This is a genomic window from Mesorhizobium sp. M0848, assembly GCF_040319805.1.
Lineage (GTDB): Bacteria > Pseudomonadota > Alphaproteobacteria > Rhizobiales > Rhizobiaceae > Mesorhizobium.
The window spans coordinates 1-25,720 of record NZ_JAMYOM010000027.1 but is presented as its reverse complement, the minus strand read 5'-3'; the positions used below and the strand labels follow the sequence as shown (position 1 = coordinate 25,720).

Sequence of the window (25,720 nt, the reverse complement as noted above, 5' to 3'; positions counted from 1 at the left end):
CTTTTTGTTCACTATTGGCGGAAATAGGCATAGGAGGCGAACCATGGAACTTCGCTTGAACATTGAAGGGGCGACACCCCAAGAACTCGAACGCGGCATCGCGGCAGCCGAAGCGGTGTTTGCACGCGCCGGCATTACGGCCTTGCAGGGCGCGGAAGGACTGTTCGCGTTGGAAGGCTGGGACATCAAGGGCTTTCCAGAAGATGACAAGCCTAGCGAGGACGAGGATCAGGCTGCCACTGTTTGGCTGGAAGCCGACGAGGCTGCGGCGGCGGCATGTTGCGCGGGCTGGCCCGCGGAAAAAGTTCCGCACCATGAGGTCATGGAGTTGATCAACGTCCCCCGCACGAAGTTGCAAGCCGAGGCGATTCCGGAAACTTGGCCGGATCGTAAGCAGCTCTATCCCGACGTCGTCAAACGGCTAGAAATCTCGACCGGCCCGGACCGCCAGATCGATTTCGATATCGCCTTTGTTCTCGGCTGGGTCCCCGAGCGGCCGACGCTCGATCGGGTTGAGCCGCTTTCGGAGGATGGAGACCGTATCCCCTTCTTCACCAGCGACCTTGCTCAGGTCGAAGAGATGGCGCGCAAGGCGCTCAAGGACTGGACAATCGAGATCGATCGAGATCCATGTGATGCCCACGTTTTCGACCCGTCGGCCGGCGATGACGATGATGAATTGCGCATGGCGGCGTGGCGTGATTTCGACGGCTCCTTGCATATGGAGAAGCCTCCGGCAAATCCTGCAATCGCGCTGACGCTGGCAATGATGCGCGGCCAGTCCATGCATTTCGAATAGTGGTCAAACGCAGTCGGGGCTCACCAACGCCATCGGTCATCGACCGCGACTCGCCACACCAGGTTGCGCCAGCCTATGTCGAGTGTAGATCAGCCTGACTGACTCATAGCAGTCCGAATGCCATTGCGGTGAGGAAGGCCACCACTAGCACCACAAGGACCCCAATAATCAGCCAGACGGCGCTCTTGGCGTCCATTTAAACCCTCAACTGTCGGTTCCATTGATCATATAGTGCGACGCGAAGACGCTCACCAGCCACTGTGGCTCCAGCGGAGACTCGTCCGGGGCGAACCGACGGGTGGTGGAAATATTCGCGCGCAAAAGGCCGGCCGGCTCCCGGCCTCTCGCGCGGTCAGTCTCAACTGGCTGCAGGCGTGGATGTAGGCTGCTCACGGCGAGCGAGCAGCTTGTCAATCCGCCTTCCGTCCATATCGAGAATCTCGAAGCGCCAGCCCTCATAGTCAAAGTGCTCACCAGCTTCAGGAAGATGCCCAAGCCGGGACAAGGCGAACCCGGCGATCGTATGAAAATCACCCTCTGCCGCCCCTGATCGAAAGCCCAGGCGAGCGAAGGCATCGTGCGCCAGCATCATCCCGTCGATCAGCAGGGAACCGTCATCACGCTCGACGACATCGGGGTCTTCACCATCCAGGTCCGGAAGGTCGCCCGCGATGGCTTCGAGCAGATCGGTCTGGGTGACGATCCCCTCCAGAGCGCCATATTCGTCGATGACGATCGCCAGGCGCACCGGCGCCCGCTTGAACTGATCGAGCACGCGGAATATTGGCGTTCCTTCGTGGACGATCACGGGTTCGCGGATAACCGCCATCGGATCGAGCGTTTTTCCATCGAGCACCTGGTCAAGGAGATCCTTCTTCAGGATCATACCGAGCGGTTCGTCAATCCCGCCACGGCCGACCAGAAGCTGCTCATGACGACATTCGCGGATGGTGCGCAGAATCTCGTCTGGGCTGTCGTCAGCGTCGATCCAGTCGATATCGCGTCGCGGTGTCATGATATCCGCGATGCGCCGATCTCCGATGTTGAAGACACGCTCGACAAGTTCCTGCTGAGTTTGATGGAGCAGCCCTGCCTCCTGGCTTGCCGCCACAAGTAGCTTCAGCTCTTCAGGCGAATGCAAGGACTCCTCCCCTGTGCCTGGGCGCAGACCGCAGAGACGCAGCACCAGATTGCCGAGACCGTTCAGAGCGAGGATCGCTGGTCTCAGCAGAAACAGAAACAGGCCGAGCGGGCGTACGACCCAGAGTGCCGTGCCTTCGCTGCGTTGAAGCGCCAGGCTTTTCGGCGCCAATTCGCCCAGGACGATGTGAAGAGCGGTTATGATGATGAAAGCGATTACGACGGCGATCGTGTGCGAAGCTGCCGTGGCCAGGGACCCCATTACCCCCAAGAGCAGTGGCTCGATCAGATGGGCAAGTGCGGGTTCGCCAACCCAGCCGAGCGCCAGCGATGAAATGGTGATGCCGAGCTGGGTCGCGGCCAGATTGGCATCGAGATTGACCAAGGTTTTTTGAAGCCGCCCGGCGTTCAAACGCCCGGCAGCTGCAAGCTCGTCGACGCGGCTGCGTCTAACCGCTACCAGGGCAAACTCGGCGGCGACAAAGAAGCCGTTTGCGCCTACGAGTACGAGAACCAACAAAATTCCAAGAATGTCGCGTAGACTACCATCGTCCGCCGGCATGATATCCTCTGTATGAAAAAGCTACGGTCGTCTCTGAAGCGTATTTGCCGCTATCGCGCAACCGCCGTTTGGCCTTGAGCATCGTTGCGGAGCTATCACTGTAGCGTCGCTGACTGCCGGTCAATGAGTGGCAGAATGACCAAATCCTCTCTGCAGACGGCCGAGCTCAAACTGGCTTCTCGGTGAGCAAAGTCAATGGCAGCGCTGCGGACAGGTCGCCTCTGATCCAGTGATTCAGTAAAATCACTGCGATCCCGGCGAGGATCGCCAGCACTATCATCCAAGTGATCTTCTGAAGATCGGTCATCTCATCATCTCCCGAGGCGCAGTTAGGGCCTGGTGCGAGCCAGCATCCGGTCTCGCCGCGGTTGAACTCGGTATGAATAGCCACCCCGGACATCGTGGCTCATCATGCTGAAGGTCGCGCTGGCGCGCTAGCGGACTCTTATCTGCGTTTACCGCCGTTCGTCCGAATTACTTCTCACAGCCGGTAACCGAACGTTGGCCCCTCGCAGAAGCCCGTTGAACAATTGAGCCCTTTGCAAGCAGCTTTTCCGACTGCTTGATCTTCACGATTCGATCTTAGGCCTATGGACCGAGCGTTTTGAGGCGGCGCACATCATCGGCAGTTTCAGCCAACAGCCAGTCACGGAATGTCGTAATTTTAGGGAGCATCGACGTCGCCTTGGGGCAGACGATCCAGTAGGTCTTGGACAATCGCAGCGTCGTGGCGAACGGTCTCACGAGGCGCCCGTTGATGAGGTCCCATGCCGCAAGCGTGGTGCGGGCGAGTGCGACGCCCTGGCCGTCGATAGCGGCGTCTATGACCATGCTGGCGCGGTTCAAGACTGGCCCATGGGAGAGTTCGGCATCGACCACGCCGGCGGCCTCGAGCCATTCCGACCAGTCCTTTCGGTCATCAAGATGCAGCAACGGAAAGTTCAGCACATCGGACGGCTCGCGCATCCGCTGGTGAAGTTTGGAACTGCAGACCACGAACAGTTGCTCGGAGCACAGGCGGACAACATCATGCCCCGCCCAATTGCCATCGCCATGCCGCACGGCAAGATCGACGTCCTCCCTGGCGAAGTCGACGTGATGCATGGTTGCGGAAATCCTGAGATCGATGTCGGGGTGCGTCTCGGCAAACCTGCCAAGGCGGTTTACCAACCATTTGGCGGCAAAGTCGGGCGACGTGCTGACCGTCAGCGCTCCGGCCCGAGATAGATGCTGGATGCGTTGTGTGCCGAGAGCTATGCGGTCGAAGGCATCGCGCACCACCTCCAGATAGGAGAGGCCCGCTCGCGTGATGCTCAGCTTTTGACGTTCGCGATCGAACAGCCTGATGCCCAATTCGAGCTCGAGCGCCTTCACCTGATGGCTCACCGCACCCTGCGTGACGGAAAGTTCGTCCGCCGCCCTGGTGAAGCTCTCGTGGCGCGCCGCCGCCTCGAAGGCTTTGAGGGCGTTGAGTGATGGCAGTCGGCGGGCCAATTTCACACCATGTCATGAGAAAAATTGGGCCAAGCAAGAGAAACCATGCTTTGCGCCCGCGGGCAGATTGGAGCATTTCCGCACCCCACGTCAACAAGCGCACTGCGGAAGGATGAGAAATGTTGAACCCCCTGCTGATTGAGACGCCGAGGCGTTCGTCCCCACAGGCAAGTGCCCATCGCGTCCTTGAAAATTTAGTGCGCTCGATGGCATCGGTGGCGCGCTGGATCGAAATCCATCGCCAACGGGAACAGCTGGCCGAACTCGAAGATCATCAGCTGGCAGACTTGGGTCTGAGCCCTGCGCAGATTCGGAATGAATGTTCAAAGTGGCCGTGGCAGGCCTAATTCTCGGCTGAGGACTTCCTCGGGGGAACGCGCATTCAGTCGTGCCTTCGTCAAATCAGCGAAGCAAGATTTCGTGGATCGCGAGGGCGATCCACGCAGCGTCAACCAAGCCCTCGACGGGGCGGGTGATCTGCTCGGCCGCATTTTGCACCTGCTACTGCCCGTCCCGTCGTTCCTCCGGCGGGCGAACCTTGCGGAACATTGCAAGCAGAAGCACATCGTAGACAATCTTCAAGACGCCCGCGATGACCAGCGGCCAACCGAAACCGGACATTGCGAGCAGCGAGCCGGCAAGCATCGGACTGGCGGCCGCCGCGAGGCTGCGAGGCACGGCAGTGACACTCGCCGCTGCGGCCCGCTCACCCGGCGTCACCACCGCCATGACGTAGGAGGTGCGGGTCGGTACATCCATCTGCGACAAGGCGCTCCTGATCAGCAGTAGGACGATGACCGGACCGAGGCTCGGCATGAAGGGAATGAGCAAAAGGCAAAGACTGGAAGGCAGGTGCGTAAACACCATGGTGTTTACGAGCCCGATCCGTTTGGAGATTTGCACTGCCAGCAGATACGACCCGGCTGACAGGATGCCCGTCAAGAAGAAGATCGCACCTGTAGCAGCGAGCGATAGGCCGAACTGTTGGAAAAGCCAAAGAGCCAACAATGACTGGACCACGAAGCCTCCCGCAAAGGCATCCAGGCTAAAGAGCGCAGCGAGCGTGAGGACGATGGCTCGAGACTTGCGCAATGGCTCCGCCGGTACCGCATTCGCATCGAGCGGCTCGTCCGGCAGTTGCCGATAAAGGAGCAGCGCACCTACTCCCAGAAAGGCATAAAGCAGGAAGGCGATCTGGAGCGCTTGCTTGATATCCAGCCCGGCAACATGTCGGAGAATATCGGGGGCTCCGGCCGCCAGAGCACCGACGGCCCCAATGAGTGAACCGACAAGGCTATAGCGGGCAAAGAGCGCGGTGCGGTCGCGATCGGTGACGCTATGGGCAAGTTGCGCATGCTCCAACGGCAGAAACACACTTACGTCGCCCGAGGATGGGTTCAGCGTTCCGACGAATGCGATAAGGAGCAGCGGCCAGAAATCGTGAACCAACGCGAAGGCGATCCCCGTGACGACCATCAGGACGGCGGCTGCAATCAGCAGAGAGCGGCGAGAGAAATGGTGCGCGACAAACCCGACTGCCAAGGTGAGCGCGGCCGAACCCGCGAGCGTCGCCGTCGCGAGGACCCCGATCTCGAAAGCGTTGAAGCCGAGCGCGGCCAAATAGGCCGGAAGCAGAAGACTGACGAGTCCATCGCCGAACGCCCGCAATCCTCTTGAGGCCAGCAGGTGCGTAGCTGCCGGCCCGGCACCGGAAGGCAGGAGTGCAACCCTCCGTCTCGCAGCCGGTTCGTGCGGAGCATTCATCGGCCTTTGGGCTGTCAAGGATGCCTCCTGCCGGGAGAATGGTTACACCGACCGCTCAGCTTAAATCGATCCGCTGGCCACCCCGTAGAGCAAGCCGAGGATCGAGCATGCGGCGAGCACTGGGATCATACCGATCTTGAAACGGAATACCGCCAGCAGCGCCCCGAGCGTCAGCACCAGAGACGGCAGGTTGATGGAGTTGAACACGGGAACGTCCAGCGTCATGCCCAGCCAGGTGACCTCACGCTCGCGAAACAGCACGTGAAGCGCGAACCACACCGCCAGGTTCAAGATCACGCCGACCACCGCCGCCGTGATGGCAGACAATGCTGCTGACAAGGCCTTGTTGCTGCGCATCGTTTCCATGAACGGCGCGCCGAGGAAGATCCACAGGAAACAGGGGACGAAGGTCACCCACGTCGTGAGAAGACCGCCGAGCGTTCCGGCGACAAGGGAGTTGAGTACGCCCGGCGCCCGATAGGCTCCCATGAAGCCGACGAACTGGGTGACCATGATCAGCGGACCGGGCGTCGTCTCGGCCATGCCGAGGCCATCCAGCATTTCTCCAGGCTTCAGCCAGCCATAGTGATCCACGCCCTGTTGCGCGACATAGGCGAGCACCGCATAGGCACCACCGAAGGTAACCATCGCCATCTTGGAGAAGAAGATCGCAATGTCGGTGAAGACATTGCCTTGCCCAAGAAACACCAGAAGTGCCAGGACCGGCACGAACCACAGCGCCAGAAAAACTGCCGCGATCTTCAGCGACCAACTGACGGACGGCCGGGCGTGCGCCGGCACCCCTTCGCCGAGCGCTGTATCGGCATCGGCGACCTGCTTGCCGCCGACCTTGCCATGTCCATTGCCCGACTGGAATGCAGCCCACCCAGCTCTTCCCCCCACGTAACCAATCACGCCCGCGATCAAGATGACCAGCGGAAACGGCGCATCGAAGAAAAAGAGAGCGATGAAGGCTGCCGCCGCGAGCCCGACCATTGCGTTGTTCTTGAGCGCCCGCCTGCCGATCCGCAAGACCGCCTCAAGCACGATCGCGAGGACCGCCGCCTTCAAACCGAAGAAGAGAGCCTGAACGGCGCCGACGTTGCCGAAGATGGCGTAAATCCAGCTGAGCGCCATGATGGCAATCGCGCCTGGCAACACGAACAGAATCCCGGCGACAAGGCCGCCTCTGGTCTTGTGCATGAGCCAGCCGATGTAGATGGCCAGCTGCTGCGCCTCCGGTCCGGGCAGCAGCGTGCAATAGTTCAGCGCATGCAGGAACCTGGTCTCGCCGATCCAGCGCTTTTCCTCGACTATGATGCGATGCATCATGGCAATCTGGCCCGCCGGCCCGCCGAAGCTGAGCGCGGCCACTCGGGCCCACACCCGCGTGGCCTCAGCGAACGAAACGCCATGACCCGGCGTGTCGTTTGGTCGGTTTGGCGCTGTCACGATACTCTCCGCATTGGCCATGGCTAGGATCACCCACGTTTCGAACGGAAATATCGATAGAGATTGTCGAACACCGAAGCGCCCTCGGCGATCCGTTGCTCGTCTCCCGCGTTCGCCATGGCGATACCAGCGATCAGGCTGGCGATGCCGGTGGTTTCCTCGCGGCCGAACTTGCCGTCCTTGAGATCGATATCGTGGACGACCTCGGCGATGGCCTGCAAAGCCGTATCGGTGATGCCGGCGCGGGCCAGCAGCACCTCGAAGCTGCAGCGGTCTCCCTCATGGGTGATTTCGCCCTCGAACATGTCGAAGCGCAATTCCCCCTCTTTCGGCACATATCCCTTGCCCGCCACGAAGCGAATGACCGCATCGGCATCGATGAAGCGACGGATCAGCCAGCTGCAGGCGATGCGGTCGACATGCACATCCCGGCGTGTGACCCAGATCCGGCCCTTGAGCTCGCTCGGCTCGGCCGCCTTCTTCGGTTCCTTGGTCATGGCCTTGTCCTCTATAAGCTGTGTCTCGAGCTCGGCGATCAGTCCTTCGACGGCGAGGCGACCGCTCGCGCCGAAGAAGTCAATTGTCACGACTTCGGCGAGCCCCTTGCGCAAGCGGCCGAGTTGCGAACGCGCCTCCGCATGTCTTTCCGACATCGCGTCCGCTCTGATCCCCGCGGCAAGATCGCGTGCGTCGTTGGCGATCTCGGCGTAATCGGCGTCACGCGCCTCGTCGAACAGCGCCCTCACCTGCGCGTCCGACAGACCGTCAACCAGGCGTGCCTCGCACAACATAGCTTCGCCGCCGCCAGCGACGATCTCCTTGAGAAGCCATTCGAAATCCTCCTGCATCTCGGCATTGGCCGGCAGGGCGTAGACGGTGCTTTTGACCGCGACCGCGCCGATGCCTTGCAACCGTCGCCAGATCTTCACCCGAAAATAGGCGGGCTTGCTTGGCAGCTGATGGATCAGGAGCAGCCAGCGCTGTTCTTCCGATTGCCCCTCACTCATAGGTGAACCGTATCACGAATAAATATCAATGCAACACTTGTATCATTTTCCATTCAGGCATAGCGTTCGCGTCCTCACGGATGGGCCGTGCCGCAGAGTGGGGAACCCGATGCCACACCAGATCATGCCGCTGCCGTTCAAGCCGCCCCGCCTCGTCGGCCTGTCCGAGCGGCTGTTGGCAAGCCACTATGAAAACAATTACGGCGGTGCCGTTCGCCGCCTCAACGCCATCGAACAACGGCTCGACGGGCTCGACTGGGGCGCAGCACCCGTCTTCGACATCAACGGGCTGAAGCGCGAAGAGCTGGTCGCGGCCAACTCGGCGATCCTGCACGAAATCTATTTCGATGGGCTCGGTGGCTCCGGCGATGCCGGAGGCGATCTCGCGGCTGCCCTGGAGCGCGATTTCGGCAGCGTGGCGGCCTGGCGCGCCAAGTTCATGGCCTGTGCGAAGGCTCAAGCCGGCGGCTCGGGATGGACCCTGCTGACCTGGTCGGAGCGCCGCGATCGGCTGACGATCCAATGGGCAGCGGATCACACCAACTGCCTTGCCGGCGGCATTCCGATCCTCGCGCTCGACATGTACGAACATGCCTATCACATGGATTTCGGCGCCAAGGCCGGCGCCTATGTCGATGCCTTCATGAAGAACATCCATTGGGAACGGGTCGCTGCCCGCCACCGCCGAGCCGTCACGCAGCGCGATCCTTCAGCAGGATTCGCATCGGACGAAACGGTTCCAGCGATCGCGCCAGAGGAACTGCGTGCGCGTCTCGATCAAGGAGACGATCTCGTCGTGCTCGACGTCTGCCTCGCCGAGGATCTGGCTAAGCGCAGCGATATGCTGCCGGGGGCCAAGCTCCGAGCCCCCGAGACGATCGCCGATTGGGCTGGTGAACTGCCTAGAGACAGGCCGGTCATCGTCTATTGCGTCTACGGCTTCCAGGTCAGCGGCGACGCCGTCGCCGAACTGCGCCGCCGCGGCGTCGATGCAAGTGCGCTTTCAGGCGGCATCGCCGCCTGGCATGCGATCGGCGCGCCAACCGTTCCTCTAGCAATGAGCGAAGAAAGGATTGCGTCATGAAATGGGTTACCCGCGAACGTCCGGTCATCGACCGCATTGCCTGCCCCTGGCTGATTGCACGTTTCATCGACAAGGAACCGGAGTTCCTGTTCGTGCCGCCCGATCAAGTGATCCCTATTGCCCAGGAGACAGGTGCGACGCCCTACGACGTACCCGGCGTCGAATTCACGCATGTCGGTGACGGCTGCAGCTTCGACACCTTCGTCTCGAAATACGGCCTTGAGCGCGATCCGGCGATCGTGACAATTGCCGCGATCGTGCGTGGCGCCGACACGGATCGGCATGATCTCACGCCACAGTCGGCGGGGCTGCTCGCGATTTCCATGGGCCTCCGGGACCTGACGCCTGACGACCACGAGGTGCTGAAGCACGGCTTCGTCATTTACGACGCGCTCTATGCCTGGGCCTCGGGCCGCAGAGCGGAAACGCACAGCTGGCCACCGGCCTCGAAGCCGGCGGTCGCATAACAAATTGGGCAATGGGGGCTGATCACAAGGAGAAATCCCATGCATGCAAAACTCGTGACCGGAGCAATGCTGATTGCGATGTCGGCGCTGCTCCAACCGGCATCGGCGGCACCCGATTGGCAAACAGTCGCACAGGCGCTTGGCAAATCCGGAGCCGAAATGCCTGGCGGTGTCTATCGGGTGGGCTTGCCACGAACCGACCTGAAGGTATCGCTCGATGGCGTGGCCCTGAAACCAGGATTTGCGCTCGGAGGCTGGGTCGCGTTCGAACCCATGGGGAAACAGGCCATGGTCATGGGTGACATCGTCTTGACACAGGACGAGGTGAACCCGGTCATGATGAAGCTTGAAGAAAGCGGCATCGAAATCACCGGGTTGCACAACCACTTGCTGCGTGCGGAGCCGATGACACTCTACATGCATGTCTTAGGCCAAGGCGACCCGGTCACGCTCGCAACAGCACTTCATGCCGGATTGGCGCTGAGCAAAACACCAATGGGAGGCGGCGCCCAACCGCAAGCCGGCCCACCGATCGAGTTCGACGCCGCCGCTGTCGACCAAACCATGGGCTACAAGGGTAAGGCCAATGGCGCGGTCTATCAGTTCACTATACCGCGCGCCGAGCCGGTCGAGGAAAATGGAATGGAAGTGCCGGCGGCCATGGGCTCGGCCATAGCGATCAATTTCCAATCGACAGGTGGCGGCAAGGCGGCGATCACGGGTGATTTTGTGCTGACGGCAAAGGAGGTCGATCCGGTTATCAAAGCCATGCAGGACGACGGCATCGAGATCACCGCGCTGCATAGCCACATGCTCGATGAGCAGCCCCGGCTCTTCTTCATGCATTTCTGGGCGAACGATGATGCACAGAAGCTGGCGAAAGGTCTGCGCGCAGCCCTCGACAAAGTTGCGGTCAAGAAGAGCTAGGTCGGCCTCTGGCGAGCTTGCAACGCGGCTCGGGCAAACGGTCACGCTGAGTTCGGACGTATGGCGCTATTGCGCCGTCCAGCCCGCCATCCATCGGCGAGGCCACGCTTTGCGTCCGGCTGTCTGCTTGAACGTCTTTCAGCGCGCAGAGATTTGCCAAATGGCTACACCGGCGAGCACAAGGCCTGCCCCGCCTTCGATGGTCCGAGAAATGATATCGAACAGGCGTGGCCTGCTGTCGAAAAAATGCACGAGACGCTCCCGAAACAGGATCGACAACACGGCTACGCAAGACAGCGTCAACGCCACGCCGACCATCATGGTGATTGCGAAGAGGATGCCGGCGACCGGAACGCCTCTGGATATCGCGAAGGTCATCACAAAAAGCGTGAGTGGACACGGGATCAAGCCCGCCATGACGCCGACGGCTTCACCTTCATGCTTGTGGTGATGGCCATGGCTCAAAGCGCGCCAGAGCATCCAGACGCCGATCAGGCCGAGCAGGCCGCGACTGACATCTTCCAAAAGCGGCGCCCGGCCAACGCTACCCAAAGCAATCGAGACCAGCGGCAACGAGAGGGCTGCGATCAGCACGGCTATCGTCACATGCGTGAACGAGAGTGTCAGCGACACGAGAAGGCCGCGCGAAACCTTGGCATCCGAACCGGCCAGATACGTCGCCAGCACGGCTTTGCTATGACCTGGCGTCAGAGCATGCGCCGCACCAAACAGCACTCCCATCGGCAAGAAGGCCATGAACGCCAGCCAGTCGCCGCCCGCCGACAGCAATTTGATCTGCTCGGCCAGCGCGAGGTAGATCGTGCGCTGAAACTCGACAAGGGTTTGGAACATCATCCGCAGGTCAATTCAAGGCACATGGCGAAGACTCACTTCGGGTTTCCTGTTCAGGCAGGACACCTGCCATTGCAAGCAGGCCGAAATGGGACATGCCAGAACAGGTCGCCATGCAACTAGCGTCTGAGCATGATCACTGCGACGCTTGGCCTGGTTGGTCCTTGTTCGTCGTTGCGCGAATATAGTTCAGGTTCTTGGTACCGACGGCGCCGATATCGCTGACCTGGAATCCGCTCTCGGTCAACAGCGAGGCGACCGAATGCATATCGACATGACCATGCTTGTGGAGCCTGGGCAATCTGGACTTGCGCACCGGCCTGCCGAAATCGATGAGCAACAGCCGGCCTGCTGGCTTCAAGACGCGTGCCGCCTCGCGGATGAAGGCCGATCGAACGGGCTTCGACAGGTGATGCAGCATCAGCGTGCCGACGACGATGTCGAATTGCGCGTCTTTGAAGGGAAGCTCCTGCGCCGTCCCGTTGACGAAAGTCAGATCGAGACCGGACAGCTCGGCCTTGGCGCGCGCCCTCTCGATCATTTCGGCCGACGCATCGACGCCGGTGACGCTTCCGTCCGAACCGACCAGCCGCTTCGCGGCAATGGCAAGGGTGCCCGTTCCACAGCCGACATCGAGCATCGCTTCGCCGGGCTGGAGCTTTGCCGGGCGAAGCATGAACTCGCGAAAGCGGCCCTCGCGCCCGAGGGTCAGAACGCGCGCGAGCAAGTCATAGGCGGCCGCCCGGTGCAGGACGATGCCAATGCCCCTGTCGCTCGCGCTCTGCACACCGTTGCCGACGAGCCCCCTGTGACGCAGGCTGCCCCACAGCGCCAGTCCCGCGATCACCGCGAGGACGAGTCCGTGGAATGCCGCCGTCCAAGCGCCAGCCTGAACATAGCCCATGCCCAATTTGGCGAGGACGAGGAAGCCGGCAACCAGCGACAGTTTGGCAAGCAGAACCAACGCTATCACCCTCTTGCGCGAATGCGGTCCGTTATTGGCGTGATGATCAGATGAATGCATGTCTGGCGACCTTCTGTTTCCTTGCGGCGTGCCCAAACCCCGATTTGAGCTCCTGGACTTGGCGTATCATAATGGACACAATGTCTGGAAATGGTGTTGTCAGACACCGGACCGCCGAATGTCCGAAACCGGGCACTGCAGAGGGCCATGGCCATGAAAATCGAACGTGCGGGCGAGCGGAACACGATCGATCGACGCGTCGCGCGGACGCGCGGCCTGCTGCAGGACGCGCTCATCGCCCTGATCCCGGAGCAGGGATATGCTGCCATCACCGTCGACGACATTTGCCGGAGGGCCAATATCGGCAGGTCGACCTTCTATACCCACTATGCCGACAAGGATGCTCTGCGCAGCACGACCATCGAGGCGCATCTGCGGTCTATCGGCCGCAGGCGCGAGGCGGCAAGTCAAGAAACAGGTAGCCGCCTGTTCGAGTTCAGCCTGCCCATGTTCGAGCACGCCCATGCATTCCGACCGCTTCACCACGCATTGCTTGCAAGCAGCGGCGATACGATCCACGACGAACTGCGTGAGCGTATCCGGCGAGCCGTCCGGGAAGAACTCGTCGAGAAACGGATCGGCGATCGCGGCATGCCTGCCGAATTCGCCATTCAGTTCATAGCCGGCGCATTTCTTGCGGTGCTCGCCTGGTGGGTCGCCACCGACTTGAACCTTTCACCGACACAGGCAGACGACCTGTTCCAGAAGATGGCAGGAAAAGGCATCGGCGCCTGGGGTATGCCACGCTCCGATTCATGAAAGGTGATGGTCCTGGGGCAGCGAGCCTGATCAGCTAGATGCCAGCGCCAGGTAGATCGTTCGCTGGAATTCGACGAGGGTTCGGAACATGGCGATCAGATCGGCTCCGTGTCAGCCACACGTCAATTCAAGACGTGTCGCGAAAATCTTGCCGAGATCGGTCCCCGTCGGGTCACTGAAGAAAGCGTCTGTCAGGCTTTTCTGGTTTTGCGCTATGGCCGTGTCCGGATCGGGACGCACGACCGCACGTGAGCAGCCTTGCGGCAGACCCGCCACCGCAATCTTGTCGTCATCGGTAAAGTCGATTGCCGTGTAGAAGGTCGGATCATAGACGCCGATGCTGACTTTTCCAGCAAGGGCCAACGGGTCCTTCGGCTGCGTTTCGAACTGGACGACGAGTTGATCGTTTTCATAGCTGACGCTGAATTTCGGCGGTGGCGCCATCGTCACGTCCTTGCCGTTCAAGGTCACCATTTGAAAGTAGTTATACTCGGCCAGCGATGCGTGGACGGTAAGAGCGACTTCATCGAGTTCCTTTGCATCAAGGACAAGGTCGGAATTCTTGTCGAATTCCATCAGCACAGTGCTGGAAAAGAGGTCGTCGAAACGCCAGGAATGCCGAAGTGACTTGACCGTCCGGTCGGGACCGACAATCAAATCCAGCCTCGCCTCGGCGAAGACATGCGGATGGGCGCTCGCCGCCGCGGCGGAAGCGAGCAACAGCGCCGCGCCTGATACCATCCCTGCCAGTCGCATTTTCACTCGCATTTCATCGCTTCCGGATCAGGCAGGACACCTGGCATTGCAAGCAGGCCGAAATAGGACGTACTCTCTGCATGCCATCCATGCAGCGCGACTTATACCGGAGCGGCCACCCAAAGTCGCCCTTCAGCCAGTGGTTGAGCATGATCAACGCGATGCCGGCAGGATTGCCAGCGCTATCATCCAGATGATCCTTTGCCTATCGCTCAACTTCCTGGTCCGGATCAATGCCGAGGATGGGTCCTACCGCGCGTTCCTTGCAAACGAAAAAAAATCCGCGCCTCTTGCGAGTGACGGGCCATCGAGGATTGCGGACTGGAATTTCACACACCGTTGCTGCATATCGTCCACATGGCCGAACGGCGCGGAATACTGGCATTTGTGGTTGGCGCGGTCGTCGGTTCGCTTGGCGGACTAATTGGCCTTGGCGGGGCAGAGTTCCGCCTTCCCTTCCTCATCGGGCTGTTCCGGTTTGCCGCTCTTGAAGCGGTAATTCTGAACAAGGCCACCAGTTTGGTGGTGGTTGCGTCTGCCCTGCCCTTCCGGGCCGCTACCGTCCCTTTAGCCACCGTCGCAGCTCATTGGCCGGTCATTCTCAATCTGCTGGCCGGTAGCCTAGCCGGTGCCTGGTTCGGTGCGGGTTGGGCAACAAGGCTCAAATCCGAAACGCTCTATAAGGTGATTTCCGCACTGCTGCTGCTAATCGCCATCGTCCTAGTCTTCGGCCACGATCCGAGCGCAACAAACCTGCCGCCTTTCAGCGGGCCGGCCTTGATCATTGCCGGGATCATCGCCGGCTTCGCCATCGGCGTCGTGGCGTCGTTGCTTGGTGTAGCCGGTGGGGAACTGCTTGTCCCCACGCTCGTCCTGCTTTTCGGGATCGACATCAAGCTTGCCGGGAGCATGTCGCTTGCGGTGAGCCTTCCGACGATGATGGTCGGTTTCACCCGCTATTCGCAGGACCAAAGCTTTGGCGTAATTGCGAGGAACAAATGGTTCGTGGTCCTGATTGCTGCGGGGTCGATTGTCGGGACATGGATCGGCGGCATGTTGTTGGGCATCGTGCCAGAGAAAGTGCTGCTGCCTCTGTTGGCTGCTATCCTCGTCATCTCGGCCTACAAGGTGTGGCGCCACGAGTAGCACCGTCGGAATCACTACCCTTGGTCGCCATCGGCCGCCTGTTCACCCCGATTAATCATCGACTATCGAGCTTGCAATGATCATGCTCGACTTGATCCGGGACCTTGGCGACGTCAAATGGACAAGCTGCTTGCGATTGCCGGCAATCAATATGTAGAGTTTGGAGACGTGAGCCCCGTTTCTGTCCTCGCCGATTTTTTCCGCATCAGTCCGGGCGAAGAAACGCTCCTCGAAAGCCGCACGGTCGACATCGAACAGCCTGATTGAGCAGGTTTGCACGGCCTTGCCGTTCAAGGTGGCTTTTGTCACCGCGATCATGGTTCTGGCAGGCAGGTCGTCGCCAGTCGCCTCCCAGCCCTGGAAAGCATCTACGTCATCGACCGGAGCAAGCGCTGCGTCGCCGGACAGCGGTGTCCATCCGCGTCTCCCGGCTACAGCGGCGGTTCGCTCGAAGTCAGGCCCATGGGCAAGACAAATCGCGTGAAAAGCTTCCAACGCCAGATCGACATTATCGGCATGCGCCAGCGGCGATGTCAGCCACACAGCCGCAAACGCCAGGACAAAAAATGCCTTCGACATTCAGCGCGCCTCAGTCAGGAGAACGGAACAATCCACACGATCAAGATGGACCCTCTGGCAGTTTGGTCAAGAGAGCCAGCAATGACCCTCCTTCAGATCACCGGGCGGCGCGCGCTATCTGCAAGGTGACAGGCGGCAACGCCGCCGTGGGGCACCATCCGCAACAGGGGTTCCTCGACCCGGCAGACATCAATCGCGACTGGACAGCGCGTGTTGAACCGGCACCCCGGAGGTGGCGCGCTCGGACTTGGCGGATCGCCGGCTAGAATGATCCGGCGGCGCCCGGCTTCGATGCGAGGATCGGGAGAAGGAACAGCCGACAGCAGCGCCTGGCTGTAGGGGTGGGCCGGCTCGCGAAACAGCGGCCGGGTCACACCGGCTTCCGAAATGCGGCCGAGATACATCACCGTCACGTTCGAGCAGACTTCGCGCACGATCGCCAAGTCATGCGCGACAATGACGATGGTCAGACCAAGCTGCTTCTGCAACGACGTAAACAGGTTGACGATCTGCGCTCGGATCGAAACGTCGAGCGCGCTGAGCGGTTCGTCGCAGACCAATATGGATGGTTTGAGGGCGAGTGCGCGCGCAATCGAAACGCGCTGGCGCTGGCCGCCGGAGAGCGACCTTGGCAAACGGTCGAGCACGGTCGCGGGCAGCGCAACCAGATCCAGAAGCTCGGCGATGCGGCGGCGGCGCTCCGCCGACGAGCCGAGGCGATGGATCTGCAGCGGCTCCTCCAGCGTCTGATAGACGCTCTGCCGACGGCTCATCGACCCCAACGGATCCTGGAAGACGAACTGGACTTCGCGGCTGAACGACTTCCTGTCCGATTTCAGCCATTCGGCGCGATCCCTTCCTCCAATCAAGACAGTGCCCTCGCTCGCCTTCTGCAAACCGACGATGGTGCGCGCCAGCGTGGTCTTGCCGCAGCCGGACTCGCCGACAATGCCGTGGAACGCGCCGCGCGCGACCGACAGGTCTATACCGTCGACCGCCCTCACCGCGCCGGTGCCCGAGCGATTGGCGAAATGCACCTTCAATCCCCTGACTTCGATCGCCGCGACATCAGACATGAACGGCAATCCCTTCCCGCCGAAGCACGACCGGGCAGGCCACGCGATGCGGATTTGCCGAGATGGATATCGTCTGAAGCGGCGGTCGGTGTTTTCGGCAACCGGCTTCGACCAATTCGCAGCGGTCGGCGAAACGGCAACCCGGCTCCAGCCTGATCTGGCTTGGCGGCAGGCCCGGTATCTCGCGCGTAGCCACATCGTCGTCAGCACGAAAATCCGGCACCGATGCGAGCAGCCCACGCGTATAGGGATGGACCGGCTGGGTCAGCACATCCATCGCCGTCCCCTCCTCCGCCACCTGTCCGGCGTAAAGCACGATGACGCGGTCGGCGACGGAAGCGACCACGCCGATATCGTGCGTGATCAGAACGACCGCGATGCCGTCCTCGCGCTGGATCTGGCGAATGAGCTCCAGAATTTGCGCCTGGACGGTGGCGTCCAGCGCCGTAGTCGGCTCGTCGGCAATCAGCACGCGCGGCCGGGCCGCAAGCGCCAGCGCGATCATCGCGCGTTGCAGCATGCCGCCCGACATTTCGTGCGGATAGCGGTTGTAGCGATCCTCAGGGTCCGGAATGCCGGAGCGTGCCAGAAGCGAAACCGCTTGCCTGCGCGCAGCGTCACGCGACAGGCCGGCGAAGCGGCGCGCCTGGCGCGCCAGTTGCGGGCCGATTTTCAGCATCGGGTTGAGCGCGCTCATCGGGTCCTGGAAGATCACGCCGAAATAGCGTCCGCGCAGATCCGATAATTGCCGGGAGCCGATGCTGAGCAATTCGCTTCCGTCCGCTTGCGCCGAACCCCTCATGTCCACCGTCACGCCCTCGGGCAGCAGACCGAGCGGCCCGAGCGTCATGACGGTCTTTCCCGAACCGCTTTCGCCGACGACCGCGACCGTTTCTCCAGGACGGACGTTGAACGACACCCCATCCACAGCCCGCACCGAGACGGTGGTGGCGTAGAGATCGATGACCAAATTCTCGATCGCATAGAGCGGCTGATTGTCACTCATGCTGAAGTCGTCCCGGTTTCGACGGCGTTGCGCTCGGCTTCTTCGCGAGCGCGCGCCCTTCGGCGTTTACGCAACGTCGCGCCGCGAACCGGCCGCGGCACCTTTTGCAATGCGAAAGCTTCGCCCAGAAGATTGAAGCTGACCACGACCAGCGTCAGCGCTAGGCCGGGCAGGACCACGAGCCGTGGAACCTCCTCGATGTAGCTCATGCCGTCGACGAGCATCTGACCCCACTCCGGCGTTGGCGGCGCGACGCCAAGTCCAAGAAAGCTGAGCGTAGCGATGGCCAGTACAAGAGCGCCGGCATCGGCGCTTGCATAGACGACGACCAGGGCAAGTACATGCGGCAGGATATGGCGGACAAAAATCCACAGATGGCCAGCGCCCATGACCCTGGCCGCCTCGATATAAGGCTGCTGCAACTCGGCCGTGACGACTGCGCGGCTCATGCGGGCATAGTTCGCCCACCACGCCAAGGTGAGCGCCGTGATCATCGACCAATAGCCGGTGCCCAGAATGCCGATCAGCGCCAGCGCGATCACCAGGCTCGGAAGCGCCAGCGCAATATCGATGAGGCTGATCAGGACAAGCTCGACACGTCCCCCGACGTAGCCGGCAAAGGAGCCGATCGTCACGCCGATCGCCAGTGCGGCGACGAGCACGATCACCATCGCCACCAAGGAAATGCGGGCGCCGCCGACGATGCGGCTGAGGACATCACGGCCGAGATAGTCGGTGCCGAGCCAGTGGCTCCAGCTCATGCCCTCCAATGTCGCCGAATAATCCTGCGCGCTTGGATCGTAAGGCATGATCACCGGGGCAAAGATGCCGACGAGCACAAAGCCGATGACGGGGAGCAGCACCAGCCACGGCCAGTCCTTGATATCCCTGATTGCGGAAATGTTCATCGCCTCATGCTCCCCGCGCCCGGCGCATTCGCGGATCCACAACGATGCAAATCATGTCGACAATGAAATTGACCATGACGAAGAAGACGACAAACAGCAGCAGCACCGACTGCATGCCGATGTAGTCGCGGAAGCGTATGGCCTCGATGAAGAAGGCACCGACGCCACGCAATGCAAACACCGTCTCGACGACGATCGATCCGATGATCATCAGCGTGAACTGGGCTCCGAACGTCGTCAGGAACGGAATGGCGATATTGGGCAGCGCCTCGCGCAGCAGCACCTGGGTTCTCGTGTAGCCCTTGGCGAAGCCCGTCGTCGCAAACGGCCGCGACATCGCTTCCTGGAGGTTGACCCGAGCGACGCGGCTGAGAACGCAGGCCGGGAACAGCGCGATCGTCACCCATGGCAGAAGCCATGAGGTGAAGCCGCTGGTGCCGAAGGTGGGCACCCAGCCAAGCATCACCGAAAACACGATGACCAGCAGCGCCGCCACGAAGAAGTTCGGGGTCGACGCGCCGATCAAGGAAAATGCGTGCAGGAACCTGTCCATCACGCCGCCATTGCTGACGGCGCCAGCGATGCCAAGCATAATCGACAGGATGAAGGCGAGAACGCCGCCGCCGGCAAGCAGAGCCGTCGTCATCGGAATGCGGGCGGCAAACTCCTGAGAAATCGGCTTTCCCGTTCGCAGTGAAATGCCGAAATCGCCGGCCAGCGCGCTGGCCAGCCAGCGTCCATAGCGGATCGGCAGCGGGTCGTGAAGGCCAAGCTCGTTGCCGATCCTGGTGATCATTTCGGCGTCCGCGCCGGGGCCCGCCGCACGCTCGGCAATCAGCGCCGCAACATTGCCCGGAGCGGCCGCAACCAGGGCGAATGTCAGCGCGGATGCCGCCAGGATCAATAGGCAGGCAAGCAGCATCCGTCGCAGGATCGTGCGTTTCATCGTCAGGCCTCGCTTGGGCTCGAAGTCTTCAGGCCTTCAGCGTGATCGCCTTGAACGGCAGATCATAGTCGGTCGCCGGGAGCGAGAAATTCTCCGCGCGCGGATTGTGGGCCCACAGTCGCTGGCTGACGACGAGCGGACAGATGGCGGTGTTGTCGTGGAGCCAGTCGTAGAGGGCCTGCATCTTCAGGTCGCGCTCGGCGCCGCTCGCCTCGAGCGCAGCCTTGACGACGCCGTCGAGCGCGTCGGAGACATAGATCTTGCCGTCGGGACCGCTGTCGGCGGTCGAGACGAAGGCGTTGCCCAGCGTGCCGTGCGGATCGTAGGGCGCTCCATAGGTGGTGAAGAAAGCCAGGTCGTAGTCGAAGGCCGGACGCCGTTCATGCATGGTGGCATTGTCCACCGAGGACACCTGGACCTGGAAACCGACCTCGGACAACTGGCCCTGGATCATTTCGGCGATGCGCCGCGATCCCGGCAGGGATTCTTCGGAAACCAGAAAGTCGATGGCCAGAGGAGAACCAGCCTTGGTCCAGGCGCCGCCGCTGTCGACCCAGCCGCCGTCGGCGAGGATCTTCTTGGCCACCGCCACGTCGCGCACCGGCACGTCATGCCGCTTGCCCGACGAAGGCACGTTTGCCGGGAACAGATCGGCGGCCGGGTCGGCAAAGCCCTCGAACAGCACCTTGGCGATCGCCGCCCGGTCGACCGATGCATAGACGGCGTCGCGGACGGCCTTGTCGGCGATGACCTTCGACTTCGGCGAATAGCCGAGCAGCATCGTCGCGGTGCCCGGCTCGGCCACGACCTTCATGCCGTCGCTTTCGAGCGCGCGAGCGCGGCGCGGCGACAGCGTTGCCACCCAGTCGCCACCGATGACATCGAGGTCGCCTGAGCGCAGGCCATTGGCGCGAGCGAGCTCATCGGGAACCACCTTCAATTCCATCCGGCTGAATAGCGGCTTCTCGCCCCAGTATTTGTCGTTGCGAACGAGGCTGGTGCCGCTTGAATCGTATTTTTCGACGATCCACGGACCGGTGCCGATCGGCGCCGTCTGCTTGCCATCCTTGTCGACCGCCTTGGGCGACAGGAAACGGACTGGCCGCACGATGGTGAGTTCAAGCAGTGCCGCCGGCACTGGCCGCTTCAGCTTGACCGTCAACTTGTTCGGTCCATCGGTGACGATGCTATCGAAAGCGTCGGAGATGCCGATCCAGGAAAAGTCGCTCACCCCCATCCAGCGCTTGAGGTTCCATTCGGCCGCGGCCGAGTCGAAGGCCGTGCCGTCGCTGAAGGTCACGCCTTCACGCAGATCGAAGGCGATCGAGAGCTGATCGTCCGCGACAGTCCATTTGGTGGCAAGTCCCGGCTCAAGCGCGCCGTTCTGGCCGTAGTGGATCAGCGCATCGAAGACGATGGTGTAGGTGCTCAGCGTTGAAACGTTCTGCAGCAAATCGAGATCGCCCGTCTCCGCGGCGATGGCAATCTTCAGCGTGTCGTTGGTTTCGGAAAAGGCGCTGCGTGGCATCGCGGCGGCGAAGGCAAGTCCGGCGGTGGAAACAAGGAAATTGCGGCGGTCGAGAGTGATCATGTCAGTTCCCCATTTTTTGATTGATTTTGAATCATCCTAACTCGGATATGCGATATGTCTATACTTATTCGATCTGCGTCGGCTCAAAAACAAGGTCGGAAGCGATGGTCACGGATCTGTTGCCACAAGCCGCTACATCCAATTCAGTGTCACCGCCGCGAGTGCGAGGTAGCGGCCAACCTTCGCGATCGTGACGATCGCAAGGAAGCTCCAGAGTGGCTCCCGCAGCGCCCCTGCCACGATCGTCAGCGGATCGCCGACGAGAGGCAGCCAGCTCAACAGCAGCGACCATCGTCCATAGCGCTGGTACCATCGCGTCGCGCGCGTCAGTGCGGAGGGCTTCACCGGGAACCATTTGCGGTCGCGAAAGTGATCGACGCCCCGGCCAAGCCACCAATTGACGATCGAGCCGAGCACATTGCCTGCGCTTGCGGAGACGATGAGCAGAGCCGGAGCATAGCTTTCCGTCAGAAGCAGTCCCGCAAGAGCTGCTTCCGATTGCATCGGCAGGATGGTCGCCGCCACGAACGCGGTCAGAAAAAGACCGCCATAGACGGCGAGATCGCCAGGCATTCCGGGCGCTCAGCTTGCTTTTGGCCATTGCGGGTGCCGATCATCGACGACGTAACCATGCGAATGCTCATAACCTGCTTCCGACCATACTGCGTCCCCGACGTGCCGGTCGTCCTCCGGTAGGTCGACATGCGTGTGCACGAGCACGTCCGGATCGTGTTTGGGCCACAGCCAGACCGCGGCAGACAGGGCTGCCGCGCCAATGACGCCGAGCAGAATGAACGTGAAGGGCAATCCCATCGCCGCGCCGACGCGGCCGGCAATCGGATAGGTGATCAGCCAGCAGGCATGCGAAAGTGCGAATTGGGCTGCAAACAGAGCGGGCCGGTCGACGGCATTGGCGGAACGCCGGATCAATCTGCCGGAAGGCGTCTGCGCCAGCGAATAGCCGAGGCCGAGCACGAACCAGAGCGGCAGCAGAAGATAGTAGCTGCTGGCGAGCGGCCCGGCCAGCACGCCCGCGACCAGGATCGCGGCGCCCGAAAGCATCGCAACCCGGTCCGGGACGTTCTCCAGCAGCCTCGGCAGGGCAAGGGCTGCAATCATCGATCCACCGCCGAAGGCTGCGAGCGCCAGCGCCGTATCGGTTTGGGAGAGGCCAAATTGCGCCTGCACCAGGACGACTGTGTTGACGATCACCATGGCGCTGGCCGCCGCGACGGCCAGATTGAGCGCCAGCAGGCCGCGCAATCGCGGCGTTGCCAGATAGATGCGGATTCCGCGCGTCGTGCGTTCATAGATGCCGCGCGGCTCCGAGGGTTGCGGGCTGGGCAGCACCACGGAGACGACCAGCGCCGCGGACGCCAGGAACCCGACAACCGTGCCGGCGAACAGGCTATGGAAGCTTATGACTGAAAGCAGCGCCGCCGCGAGGATGGGGCTGACGACGCTTTCCAGGTCGTAGGCCAGTCGCGAGAGCGACAGGGCCCGTGTGTAGTCCTTCTCCTCGGGCAGCACATCAGGGATCGAAGCCTGGAAGGTCGGGGTGAAGCCTGCTGACGCCGACTGCAGGATGAAGATGAGAAGATATATCTGCCAGACTTCGGTGACGAAGGGCAGGAACACGGCGACCGCGGCCCGGATGAGGTCGAGCGAAACCAGCATGGTACGGCGTGGCAGGCGCTCGGCGAACGCGGCAGCGACAGGCGCCACGCCGACATAGGCGATCATCTTGATGGCGAGCGCCGTGCCAAGCACCGCGCCGGCATCGGCGCCGGCAAGATCATAGGCCAGTAGACCAAGCGCCACGGTGGCAAGGCCGGTGCCGATCAGGGCGATGACCTGGGCCAGGAAGAGATGACGGTAGGTGCGATTGGCCAGGACCTGAAGCATATTTTGCCTTCTTGCAGCGGATTGGGGTTCGTCGAGCCAGGAATGTAGCGCGAACAGCTCCCTGTCTCAGTGGTGGTGGCCTTCCGGCTCGACCATCTTGAACGGCAGCACCTGCTCGCGACCCTTTGCGGCCAGGATCAACCTCGCCTGGAACTCATGCGGCTCAGCAGGGGCGACGGTGCTCTCAAGCCGATGATGGTTGTCAGCGACAGGCTCGAGGCGAAGCGTCTCTGGCCCGTTGGGCCGGTCGATGATCACAGTCGCTGTCAAATCATCGGCGTGCCGTTCTATGGTCAGCCGCATCCGCTCGCCGGCCGCCGTGTCGACGATTTCCAACGTCCCTTCAGCCAGATCGCAGGCGACCTTGAAGGGCTCCGGCGCATGATGGTGAGCATGAGAGGGTTCCCTTCCAGCGGCGGCCGGCGCGGCCGGGCTCATCAGGCGGACATTGGCTTCCGCCAGCGCCGGCAAATGCGCGAACAATTCCTCCTTGAGGGCTTCGGTGACGCCCAGCACGTCCTTGGCCGTCGCCATGTCCGGAACGCTGATGGCGACGTCGGCATGCAGACGATGGCCGATCCACCGCGCCTGCACGCTCTGGACGCGCTCGATGCCGGACACATGCTCGGCGGCATGATGGATTTCATCGATGATGCCGGGCTCGACGCCGTCGAGCATGCGGGTCAACACGGCTTTCGACGACTGCCAGACGATGGCGAAGATCGCCAGCGTGATCAACAATCCGACGATCGGGTCCGCAAGCGGAAAGCCCAGCCATACGCCAATGGCGCCCAGGACAACCGCCAGGCTGGTAAAGCCATCGGTGCGTGCATGATAACCGTCGGCGATCAGCGCCGCGCTGTTGATCTCGCGGCCGACGCGGATACGAAATACGGCGACCGCTTCATTGCCGATGAAGCCGATCAGGCCGGCGATGGCGACCCAGCCAAGAAATGCGATCGGCTGCGGATTGATCAACCGGTCGATCGCCTCATAGCCGGCGACGATGGCGCTGAAGAGGATGATGAGAACGATGACGATCCCCGCCAGATCCTCGACGCGACCCAGGCCGTAGGTGAATGTCTTGCTCGGTTTGCGGCGGGCCAGCACGAAGGCGATCCACAGCGGAATGGCGGTGACCGCGTCGCCGACATTGTGGATGGTGTCGGCCAGCAGCGCTACGCTGCCGGAGAGGAACACGATCACAAGCTGGAGCACTGCCGTGATGGCCAGAACGACGAATGACCATTTGATCGCCCAGATGCCGCGCGTCGTCGTGGCGATCGTCGGATCGATGACGCCATGGGTGTGGCCATGGCCGCCATCACCGTGATCATGTCCGTGGCCGCCCATGCCATGCGTCATCGGGCCGAATCCGAACCAATCGCGAACTTTGTCCATCATGGCGCTTCTCACAGGTACTTGGTGATATCTTTGAACTCGTCGATCGAGCGGCGCTGCTCGAGCGCCAGCGGTCCGACGACGTCCTCAAGGCAGTGGTTGAGGTGGTCTTGGATCAGCGTCTTCTTGGCCTGGGCGATGGCCTTCTCCACGGCATGAAGTTGCTGGGCGATGTCGAGGCACGGTCGGCCGGCCTCGATCATCTCGACGATCCCGCGCAGATGGCCGTCGGCGCGCTTCAGCCGCTTGATGATGGCAGGATGGGTTTCATGGACGTGGGGACGCTCCTTCATGCCTTGATGCTATCCCCCCAGAGAGGATATTCCAAGCCTCAAAGTGGCCTCGATTCTGGTGCACGCAACCATTCGTTAGGATTTTAGAGAATAATCGTTAAGCATGCCGAATTGGATCCATAGCGCAGCCTTTCGTCTCATCGTCGCTTTCGCGATGGCGCTCGGCATGCTGCTGTCGCCTATGGGCGGTTCGGTCTCGCACGATCCCATCGCGCTCGCTGCCGCCGAGGCCGACCGTCACGCCGAACTGGCGGGACAAATCGAAGCCCACGGGCATGTCCATGATGACGGTGCAACCGAGGAGCAGGGATCCGGCCATTCTCACGGCCACAATCCCGCCGACCACTCGCACGAAACGGCGAGCACGCTTCCGGACTTTTCGCCGGCCGTCCCTGCGGCCGGGCGGACCTGGGTGATTTATCCGCCGTCCTTGTCCGATCTGGAAGCAAGTTCCCGGCTCGATCGCCCTCCGAGACCGATCCTCACCGCATGATCGCGGCCACTTGCGCGGCCACCCTCAACGACGAAGATTGGAATTCTCATGCAAGGATCCTGCTATCAGGGCCTGCCATGCTCGCCTTGCGCGCGCTGGCGACCCGCCCTACCTGTGTTGCTCGCTCTCCTGACCCTCCCATTGTTTGGGGGAGCTGCCCTCGCCCATGCCGTGGCCGAAGGCGACAAGGGCTATATCCAGGAAATCACGGGCATCAATCTGCTGCCCTTCATCTATCTCGGCGCCAAGCACATGGTGACGGGATACGACCACATCCTGTTCCTGTTCG

At 61.6% G+C, this 25,720-nt stretch carries 28 protein-coding genes; 9 read left to right on the top strand and 19 right to left on the bottom strand.

Annotated elements, in window-relative coordinates; genetic code table 11:
• Positions 1–43: 43 nt before the first annotated feature.
• A complete protein-coding gene (locus NKH95_RS26720) occupies positions 44–799 on the top strand; it encodes a hypothetical protein (protein ID WP_352893739.1) in 756 nt (251 codons plus the stop codon).
• Positions 800–1,157: 358 nt separating this feature from the next.
• Here NKH95_RS26720 and NKH95_RS26715 read toward each other — a convergent pair whose 3' ends face one another.
• The 3 genes from NKH95_RS26715 to NKH95_RS26705 form a co-directional block, all read right to left on the bottom strand.
• Entirely contained in the window at positions 1,158–2,501 is a 1,344-nt protein-coding gene (locus NKH95_RS26715) for a hemolysin family protein (protein ID WP_352795324.1), read from the bottom strand.
• A 166-nt stretch (positions 2,502–2,667) separates the two neighbouring features.
• Positions 2,668–2,808, bottom strand: coding sequence for a hypothetical protein (locus tag NKH95_RS26710; RefSeq protein ID WP_352679104.1), 141 nt, complete (start codon positions 2,806–2,808; stop codon positions 2,668–2,670).
• Positions 2,809–3,089: 281 nt separating this feature from the next.
• Positions 3,090–4,001 carry a transcriptional regulator GcvA gene (locus NKH95_RS26705; RefSeq protein WP_352795322.1) on the bottom strand — a complete coding sequence of 304 codons (912 nt, stop codon included), beginning with the start codon at positions 3,999–4,001 and terminating at the stop codon, positions 3,090–3,092.
• Between the two features lie 113 nt (positions 4,002–4,114).
• On the opposite strand from NKH95_RS26705, the gene NKH95_RS26700 reads away from it, so the two are divergent.
• Entirely contained in the window at positions 4,115–4,342 is a 228-nt protein-coding gene (locus tag NKH95_RS26700; protein ID WP_352679098.1) for a DUF1127 domain-containing protein, read from the top strand.
• A gap of 154 nt (positions 4,343–4,496) precedes the next feature.
• On the opposite strand, the gene NKH95_RS26695 is transcribed toward NKH95_RS26700, so the two are convergent.
• Genes NKH95_RS26695 through NKH95_RS26685 form a run of 3 tightly spaced genes read right to left on the bottom strand, consistent with a single transcriptional unit; the run spans position 4,497 to position 8,218 of the window.
• Entirely contained in the window at positions 4,497–5,777 is a 1,281-nt protein-coding gene (locus NKH95_RS26695; RefSeq protein WP_352679095.1) for an MFS transporter, read from the bottom strand.
• Positions 5,778–5,819: 42 nt separating this feature from the next.
• The gene (chrA, locus tag NKH95_RS26690) at positions 5,820–7,232 is read right to left on the bottom strand and encodes a chromate efflux transporter (protein ID WP_352893738.1); all 1,413 of its coding nucleotides are present in this window, start codon (positions 7,230–7,232) and stop codon (positions 5,820–5,822) included.
• Between the two features lie 8 nt (positions 7,233–7,240).
• Positions 7,241–8,218, bottom strand: a complete 978-nt coding sequence (locus NKH95_RS26685; RefSeq protein ID WP_352795319.1) for a chromate resistance protein ChrB domain-containing protein — start codon at positions 8,216–8,218, stop codon at positions 7,241–7,243.
• A 109-nt stretch (positions 8,219–8,327) separates the two neighbouring features.
• Between NKH95_RS26685 and NKH95_RS26680 the strand changes: the two genes are divergently transcribed.
• Genes NKH95_RS26680 through NKH95_RS26670 form a run of 3 tightly spaced genes read left to right on the top strand, consistent with a single transcriptional unit; the run spans position 8,328 to position 10,696 of the window.
• Positions 8,328–9,302, top strand: coding sequence for a Fe-Mn family superoxide dismutase (locus NKH95_RS26680; protein WP_352795317.1), 975 nt, complete (start codon positions 8,328–8,330; stop codon positions 9,300–9,302).
• Positions 9,299–9,769: a chromate resistance protein ChrB domain-containing protein gene (locus NKH95_RS26675; RefSeq protein WP_352679082.1), complete on the top strand. Its 471-nt coding sequence runs from the start codon at positions 9,299–9,301 to the stop codon at positions 9,767–9,769. Before NKH95_RS26680 ends, NKH95_RS26675 begins: the two co-directional genes overlap by 4 nt.
• Before the next feature lie 39 nt (positions 9,770–9,808).
• Complete coding sequence (locus NKH95_RS26670; protein WP_352679079.1) at positions 9,809–10,696, top strand: DUF1259 domain-containing protein; 888 nt, start codon at positions 9,809–9,811, stop codon at positions 10,694–10,696.
• 138 nt (positions 10,697–10,834) lie between these two features.
• Here the strand turns inward: NKH95_RS26670 and NKH95_RS26665 are convergent, their stop codons facing one another.
• Together NKH95_RS26665 and NKH95_RS26660 are read right to left on the bottom strand one after the other, a co-directional pair.
• Positions 10,835–11,548: a HoxN/HupN/NixA family nickel/cobalt transporter gene (locus NKH95_RS26665; RefSeq protein WP_352679135.1), complete on the bottom strand. Its 714-nt coding sequence runs from the start codon at positions 11,546–11,548 to the stop codon at positions 10,835–10,837.
• A gap of 136 nt (positions 11,549–11,684) precedes the next feature.
• The gene (locus tag NKH95_RS26660; RefSeq protein WP_352679076.1) at positions 11,685–12,512 is read right to left on the bottom strand and encodes a class I SAM-dependent methyltransferase; all 828 of its coding nucleotides are present in this window, start codon (positions 12,510–12,512) and stop codon (positions 11,685–11,687) included.
• A 207-nt stretch (positions 12,513–12,719) separates the two neighbouring features.
• Here NKH95_RS26660 and NKH95_RS26655 point away from each other — a divergent pair, with 207 nt between their 5' ends.
• A complete protein-coding gene (locus NKH95_RS26655; RefSeq protein WP_352795314.1) occupies positions 12,720–13,331 on the top strand; it encodes a TetR/AcrR family transcriptional regulator in 612 nt (203 codons plus the stop codon).
• A gap of 111 nt (positions 13,332–13,442) precedes the next feature.
• Here NKH95_RS26655 and NKH95_RS26650 read toward each other — a convergent pair whose 3' ends face one another.
• Positions 13,443–14,087 (bottom strand): DUF1007 family protein, encoded by a 645-nt coding sequence (locus NKH95_RS26650; protein ID WP_502895352.1) that lies wholly within the window; start codon positions 14,085–14,087, stop codon positions 13,443–13,445.
• A gap of 357 nt (positions 14,088–14,444) precedes the next feature.
• On the opposite strand from NKH95_RS26650, the gene NKH95_RS26645 reads away from it, so the two are divergent.
• Positions 14,445–15,233 (top strand): sulfite exporter TauE/SafE family protein, encoded by a 789-nt coding sequence (locus tag NKH95_RS26645; protein WP_352795588.1) that lies wholly within the window; start codon positions 14,445–14,447, stop codon positions 15,231–15,233.
• Positions 15,234–15,284: 51 nt separating this feature from the next.
• Here NKH95_RS26645 and NKH95_RS26640 read toward each other — a convergent pair whose 3' ends face one another.
• The 10 genes from NKH95_RS26640 to NKH95_RS26595 form a co-directional block, all read right to left on the bottom strand.
• On the bottom strand, positions 15,285–15,812 hold the full coding sequence (locus NKH95_RS26640; protein ID WP_352552239.1) for a hypothetical protein: 528 nt from the start codon (positions 15,810–15,812) through the stop codon (positions 15,285–15,287).
• A 92-nt stretch (positions 15,813–15,904) separates the two neighbouring features.
• Positions 15,905–16,888, bottom strand: coding sequence for an ABC transporter ATP-binding protein (locus NKH95_RS26635; protein ID WP_352893736.1), 984 nt, complete (start codon positions 16,886–16,888; stop codon positions 15,905–15,907).
• Positions 16,881–17,894 carry an ABC transporter ATP-binding protein gene (locus NKH95_RS26630; RefSeq protein WP_352893735.1) on the bottom strand — a complete coding sequence of 338 codons (1,014 nt, stop codon included), beginning with the start codon at positions 17,892–17,894 and terminating at the stop codon, positions 16,881–16,883. The genes NKH95_RS26635 and NKH95_RS26630 overlap by 8 nt, the downstream gene beginning before the upstream one ends.
• Complete coding sequence (locus NKH95_RS26625) at positions 17,891–18,802, bottom strand: ABC transporter permease (RefSeq protein WP_352760083.1); 912 nt, start codon at positions 18,800–18,802, stop codon at positions 17,891–17,893. Before NKH95_RS26625 ends, NKH95_RS26630 begins: the two co-directional genes overlap by 4 nt.
• A gap of 4 nt (positions 18,803–18,806) precedes the next feature.
• Positions 18,807–19,748 carry an ABC transporter permease gene (locus NKH95_RS26620; protein ID WP_352760085.1) on the bottom strand — a complete coding sequence of 314 codons (942 nt, stop codon included), beginning with the start codon at positions 19,746–19,748 and terminating at the stop codon, positions 18,807–18,809.
• A 28-nt stretch (positions 19,749–19,776) separates the two neighbouring features.
• Positions 19,777–21,339 carry an ABC transporter substrate-binding protein gene (locus NKH95_RS26615; protein ID WP_352760088.1) on the bottom strand — a complete coding sequence of 521 codons (1,563 nt, stop codon included), beginning with the start codon at positions 21,337–21,339 and terminating at the stop codon, positions 19,777–19,779.
• Positions 21,340–21,471: 132 nt separating this feature from the next.
• Complete coding sequence (locus NKH95_RS26610) at positions 21,472–21,912, bottom strand: YqaA family protein (RefSeq protein ID WP_352760091.1); 441 nt, start codon at positions 21,910–21,912, stop codon at positions 21,472–21,474.
• 9 nt (positions 21,913–21,921) lie between these two features.
• Entirely contained in the window at positions 21,922–23,244 is a 1,323-nt protein-coding gene (locus tag NKH95_RS26605) for an MFS transporter (protein WP_352760093.1), read from the bottom strand.
• Between the two features lie 66 nt (positions 23,245–23,310).
• Positions 23,311–24,648: a cation diffusion facilitator family transporter gene (locus NKH95_RS26600; RefSeq protein WP_352760096.1), complete on the bottom strand. Its 1,338-nt coding sequence runs from the start codon at positions 24,646–24,648 to the stop codon at positions 23,311–23,313.
• Between the two features lie 8 nt (positions 24,649–24,656).
• Positions 24,657–24,938: a metal-sensing transcriptional repressor gene (locus NKH95_RS26595; RefSeq protein WP_352760098.1), complete on the bottom strand. Its 282-nt coding sequence runs from the start codon at positions 24,936–24,938 to the stop codon at positions 24,657–24,659.
• A 103-nt stretch (positions 24,939–25,041) separates the two neighbouring features.
• Between NKH95_RS26595 and NKH95_RS26590 the strand changes: the two genes are divergently transcribed.
• Together NKH95_RS26590 and NKH95_RS26585 are read left to right on the top strand one after the other, a co-directional pair.
• Positions 25,042–25,431 carry a hypothetical protein gene (locus NKH95_RS26590; RefSeq protein ID WP_352795304.1) on the top strand — a complete coding sequence of 130 codons (390 nt, stop codon included), beginning with the start codon at positions 25,042–25,044 and terminating at the stop codon, positions 25,429–25,431.
• A gap of 48 nt (positions 25,432–25,479) precedes the next feature.
• Positions 25,480–25,720, top strand: a 241-nt coding sequence (locus tag NKH95_RS26585) for a HupE/UreJ family protein (protein ID WP_502895347.1), incomplete at its 3' end; no start/stop codon positions are given.